Here is a 4,352-nt window from a genome sequence, read left to right as displayed (position 1 = left end):
TTCCTCTGATACAGAAAATCAATTGACACTAGCTGTCAAATAAAATTTGGCAACGTGTCAAATTCGGGGGAGTCATATAAAAGAAATACTATATTTTATTTAAATAATTTTTCCAAAATTTTATATGTTATCAGATAAGTTGGACGAACCCCATCCATACCCAAAGCCCCTGATGCAAGTGTACTTCCTGTTTCCAAAGGATTGTCAGAAGCATAGTAAGCATAAAGCACTTTTACATTTTTGGAGATATTCTGTCTGATCTTACTTTCTGATTGGATTGCCTTCTGATAATGTGCACCTTCCATCTCCAAACCTATCGCCTCCCAGCTTGATTCCATCAGGTAGCTAAGTACATCTTTGTTTTGAAGTGAGGTCCCCAATACGGTAAACATCGTACCTTCATAGACCCCTAACCCAAACCCATCAAAATCCTGCTTTTTGAGTTCATTCTTGATCGGATAATTATCAGCTGTGCCTTCGAATACATGGCTTGTAGGAATCATGATATCTCCCTTTTTTCCTGTAAGTATTCCTGCTTTACCCATAATGGATGCCGAAAGCACATTTAGAGGATAGGATTTACCATTGTCATGATCGTATGTCTTGAGCAATTCATCGAAGCACTCATATGCCTGCTCACCAAAAGCATAATCCATGATCAGTATAACAGGTTTCTTTTTGTCTTCTTTGGCTATTTTGACTCCTGGAATAAGCGAATCTTTTGACATTTTGGCCGTATCAATAATCTGAACGTTGATATTGGTACCTGAAGTATCATGGACTTCAATGAGGCCATTCTTTAAAGCAAAATCCCAGATATCCTTCCCCTTATTGGCTTTGGCACCGGTACTGATATCCATTGCAACTTTTTCGATTTCTTCGAATGTATTTAACCCCAAAGACTGATGACCATAGATGGTATTGGTCACGCTATGAAGATTGGCTGAGATGATGTGGATCGGCCTTTCAATCAACCCCTCCTTAAAAAGCACTGATTTGATGGTATTGGCCCAAAGTTCACCATAAACGTGATGGCCAACACGCTGTCTAAGCGTGGAAGAAAAGGAAATCTCCCTGTCTCTGCCATTGAAAGACTCATCTATGGCTAATTTCCCGAGATGATAGACAATAGAGAAAAGACTGCTCGTATGTGGGGAGGTTTCAAATTTTCTAACTGCCTCATGGGTTTCATCAAAAGTTCTTCCAATGACATGGCTGAGATAAGAACAGGCAACCTCTTTATCAAATTCCTCACCGTTGACTTCTTTATCGACGGTTTTTTCCAACATCTCCCAATTCAGGTCAAACCTTCCTTTGTGATCGGTACTGTTGGATTTGATCTTTTCTGACTCAATGTATAAAAAAGTAATGTGTGTGAGGATATCATAAATATCTGAGCGGCCACGGGTCATTTCGACATACATCTGATCCTGATCCACCCTGTAACAGTTTCTTTTCCTTTTGGCAGGAACGATTGCCGAAAAAGTGGAATTTTCATAACCTTCCCTACTGATGAGCCTGATATAGCGGCATTGTTCGATCCCCCTCGGAAGCCGCTCCATCACATACAACAAACCATCTAATTCAATCTTTTCCTCGTCGCCCAACAACCCATAAATCTCAGGGCTCAACACTAAAAGTGAATCTACAAGCGACTCACCGGAAACTCCCATTGGCTTATAAGACCCCCTCATAAATAGGTGTCTCATGGTGATATAGAGTTTTTCGATGGCTGCCCTTGACTCTTGTGCGCGTGTTCTTTGCATAGTTATTAAAATTTTTTTGATTGGATAAATTCTACAAACTTACTCATTTTTACCCAATCTCTACGGTTAAATTTTCATTATCCTTCCATTCAAGGCTGTAAATCATTTATATTTTAGCATCAACACATTCAAATGGTGTTGGGCATGACCTGCAATAATATGGAAAAGTGCACGTACCGAAACCTGAAAACCATTGGCAACTCCTATGTTGGCATAGGTTGATTCCGGTAGGTTCTTTAGGAGCGAAACCAAGGCTTTTCTCGACAATTCAAAATCTTCCAATAAAGCTGAAAGCGGAATATTGTTAAAGTCTGCAGTTGCTACATACTGATCCTGATCAAATCCGGGTAGGGCAGCTTTTTCTCCCCGTGCAAAGCACAAGGCCCTAAATGTCATGATCCTATCGGTATCGATGATATGTCCCAATACTTCCTTGCCTGTCCATTTTCCCGTTTCATAGGCGAGAAGGCTTTTCTCTTCTCCCATCTGCTCATAAAATTTTCTGATCTCATCCACTTGTTCCAAAAGTAAGGTTGGAACATCCTTTCCTATTACCCAATTGACATAACCGGTATAATAGGATTCGTATTCACCTTCATGAGGCACTAATAATTCGTTCATGTAATTCTGGTTTATAAATGATATTTCTAGGGGTAAATTTAACCCATTCACCTTGAGCATTTCCTATTATGAAAAAAATTTTACTCCTACTGACTTGCTTTACATTCAATCTTGCCATCGCCCAGACACAGATTATCCATCGTGATACTGAAATAGAGAGAATGGTCAAAGAAATATCAGCAACCAATCTCGAAAAATATGTGCGTGATCTAGCCGGATTCAGAACACGTCACACCCTTAGCCCAAATAATCCAAAAGAAGGGATTTCTGCTTCTCAAAAATATGTCCTTGACCATTTCAAATCTTTTGAAGCTGCCTCAGGTGGAAGACTGACTGCATTCATGGACGCTTATATTATCCCTGCAGACAACAGAAGAATCCCTGCAGACACCCAATCCGCCAATGTCATGGCAACGCTCAAAGGTACAGACCCCAATGATGACAGGGTCTTTATCATCTCTGCCCATGTGGATAGCCGGGCTTTGGATGTGATGAATACAAATATTGACGCACCGGGAGCCAATGATGATGGGTCAGGGGTAGCTGCAGTCATCGAGTTGGCAAGGATAATGTCACAAAAATCCTTTCCCTCCACCATTATTTTTGTGGCAGTATCAGGTGAGGAACAAGGATTGAAAGGTGCCGCTTATCTGGCTGAAAAAGCCAAAAAAGAAAATTGGAACCTTGTCGTCATGCTCAACAATGACATGATCGGCAACAGCAATTCATCAGAAACAAACATCAATGACAATACCCGTGTCAGGATCTTTTCTGAGGGCGTTCCCGCTGCGGAGACAGAGCAAATGACCGCGATCAGAAGGTACACCAACGGTGAAAACGACAGCAAATCCCGTCAACTTGCCAGATACATGAAAGAAGTCGGAGAACGGTATGTCGATCAGCTAGAAGTGAAATTGGTCTATAGAAATGACCGATTCCTCAGAGGTGGCGACCATACCCCTTTTGCAAGAGAAGGATTTACGGCCATCAGGGTATGCGAAATGAATGAGAATTACTACCACCAACATGAAAACGTCAGAGTAGAAAACGGCATCCAATACGGTGATTTGCCGGAATTTGTTGATTTTGAATATATGAGAAAGGTGACAGGGATCAATTTGGCATCTCTTTATTCCATGGCTTCAGCGCCATCAGAACCACAAACCGTCGGTATAGATGTCAGAAAGCTCAGCAACACCTCCACCCTCAAATGGGAAGCCCCGGCAAAAGGCAAAGCCAAAGGATACTATGTCCTGATGCGTGAAACAGATTCTTCCAACTGGGAAAAGAAGTTTTATACAGAAGCCACTACCCTGACCATACCTTATTCCAAAGACAACTTTTTCTTTGCAGTCCAATCAGTCGGGGAAGATGGTCATGAAAGTATGGCAGTATTCCCGCAGCCGATAACCAGGTGATCTTTATCTTGATTGTTGAAAGTCTTCCAAAAAATGATATTTATGGATACTTGATATTCATTGATATTGCTTCAAAAACAAAGGCCAATCCCTTTATTAAACTTGGGTAACCTAACTACCATTGTTGATAGTTAAGATAAAAGTCAGTGAAGACACTGACTTAGGCTTAGGCTGAGACAAGGTTTGAAAGTAAAAGGAAATGTTTGAGGGTGGAAAATCTTATATCGCCGAAGGCATTATATCAACCTATATCACGAAGCTTATACCTTTTTAAAATCGCCGAAGGCATATATCCATTTATATCGCGTAGCTTATATCTTTTAAATATCGCCGAAGGCATTATATCAACCTATATCACGAAGCTTATATCTTTTAAATATCGCCGAAGGCATTATATCCATTTATATCGCGTAGCTTATATCTTTTAAATATCACCGAAGGCATATATCCATTTATATCACGAAGCTTATATCTTTTAAATATCGCCGAAGGCATTATATCAACCTATATCACGAAGCTTATATCTTTTTAATATCGCCGAAGGCAT

3 protein-coding genes are annotated in these 4,352 nt (G+C 40.5%); 1 reads left to right on the top strand and 2 read right to left on the bottom strand.

What is annotated here, in order from left to right; translation table 11 throughout:
- Positions 1-95: 95 nt before the first annotated feature.
- Both MMU07_RS21515 and MMU07_RS21510 read right to left on the bottom strand, forming a co-directional pair.
- Positions 96-1,766 carry a DUF6909 family protein gene (locus MMU07_RS21515; protein WP_241128675.1) on the bottom strand — a complete coding sequence of 557 codons (1,671 nt, stop codon included), beginning with the start codon at positions 1,764-1,766 and terminating at the stop codon, positions 96-98.
- Between the two features lie 102 nt (positions 1,767-1,868).
- Complete coding sequence (locus tag MMU07_RS21510) at positions 1,869-2,387, bottom strand: DinB family protein (RefSeq protein WP_241128674.1); 519 nt, start codon at positions 2,385-2,387, stop codon at positions 1,869-1,871.
- A gap of 68 nt (positions 2,388-2,455) precedes the next feature.
- Here MMU07_RS21510 and MMU07_RS21505 point away from each other — a divergent pair, with 68 nt between their 5' ends.
- The gene (locus MMU07_RS21505; protein WP_241128673.1) at positions 2,456-3,805 is read left to right on the top strand and encodes a M28 family metallopeptidase; all 1,350 of its coding nucleotides are present in this window, start codon (positions 2,456-2,458) and stop codon (positions 3,803-3,805) included.
- The last annotated feature ends 547 nt before the right edge of the window (positions 3,806-4,352 follow it).

Source organism: Cognataquiflexum nitidum, from assembly GCF_022538055.1.
In the GTDB taxonomy this organism is placed as follows: domain Bacteria; phylum Bacteroidota; class Bacteroidia; order Cytophagales; family Cyclobacteriaceae; genus Cognataquiflexum; species Cognataquiflexum nitidum.
This window is presented reverse-complemented; position numbering and strand designations above follow the sequence as displayed.